Source organism: Aeromonas sp. QDB11 (genome assembly GCF_027705265.1).
Lineage (GTDB): Bacteria > Pseudomonadota > Gammaproteobacteria > Enterobacterales > Aeromonadaceae > Aeromonas > Aeromonas allosaccharophila.
The window spans coordinates 1-949 of the sequence record NZ_JAPDBM010000197.1 but is presented as its reverse complement, the minus strand read 5'-3'; the positions used below and the strand labels follow the sequence as shown (position 1 = coordinate 949).

At 42.5% G+C, this 949-nt stretch carries 3 protein-coding genes; 2 read left to right on the top strand and 1 reads right to left on the bottom strand.

Going from position 1 to position 949, the window contains the following annotated elements; genetic code table 11:
• Both OKC40_RS22630 and OKC40_RS23040 read left to right on the top strand, forming a co-directional pair.
• Positions 1-299 (top strand): hypothetical protein (locus tag OKC40_RS22630; RefSeq protein ID WP_270797043.1); only part of this gene is annotated, 299 nt, incomplete at its 5' end.
• Positions 268-351, top strand: coding sequence for an SEC-C metal-binding domain-containing protein (locus OKC40_RS23040; RefSeq protein ID WP_434430497.1), 84 nt, complete (start codon positions 268-270; stop codon positions 349-351). The genes OKC40_RS22630 and OKC40_RS23040, both read left to right, overlap by 32 nt.
• A gap of 35 nt (positions 352-386) precedes the next feature.
• On the opposite strand, the gene OKC40_RS22625 is transcribed toward OKC40_RS23040, so the two are convergent.
• Complete coding sequence (locus OKC40_RS22625; RefSeq protein WP_270797042.1) at positions 387-800, bottom strand: hypothetical protein; 414 nt, start codon at positions 798-800, stop codon at positions 387-389.
• Positions 801-949: the final 149 nt, after the last annotated feature.

Below are 949 nucleotides of genomic sequence, written 5' to 3'. Positions count from 1 at the left end.
AAGACGCAGTTCCTGCGGGTAGAAAAATGGTGATCGGCATGATGTTATTGGCTGATCGACATGATGTTATTAGCCACAATGTAAAGCCAGATAAGATAAAAGGCAATGAATTGATAAAAAAAGCAACAGAAATGGGGGATAAGCAAGCGACTACATATAGCAAGATGTTTATAGAAAACGATCTTCCTAAAATATTGGCTGATGAATTTAGTAACATTCTAGATATATTAAGCAAAGGATCTTTGACTGGCAGTAAGTTCGCTGGTTTTGTGGGGGGGGCGAAAGATTGGTGTAAATGATACATGTCCATGTGGTTCAGGTAAAAAATATAAAAGATGCTGCAAAACCTGATATTTAAGAGGGCAGAGATGGCTCCCTGCCTAATCTTATCTAAAGGTTGATTGGTTGCTTATTCGTGACTCAGTGATATTGCTATTTTTGTTTCCATCACTTGCATCTTTAATTTTTCCCCGCTTAAACAAGACTATGATGGTATTATCATAGGCGATTTCCAGCGCCGCAGATAATTCAATAAAGTCATCTTCATCCATAGTGCGTTTATAGGCACTCTGTTGCCGTGATAAGTTGTACACGCTGAAAATTGTCGCCATTAATCGCTTGCAATCTGTACTCTCACCACCACCAGGATTGACGACCTGGTTAAATACTAATGGCTCACCCTGAGCAAGGGTTCTAATAAATGAAAAAGTTCGTGCTTTAGCACAACTATCGGTAAAGTCATTGTAGGTGGAGCCATTGACCCACTGTGCGGTAATCCCCCCATTTTTTGGAGCACTCAAAAGTAGAGGTCATGCGGCCTGTGCCAAGCGCTGTTTCGGCGTGTAGCCGCCCAGCGCCATATTGGGCCGCTCATGGCCCCCGGTGTCAGAATAGTTGTCGCCTAATCTGAATAATCTAAATGTGAAGACCGGGGGCGGATAAAGAGTGT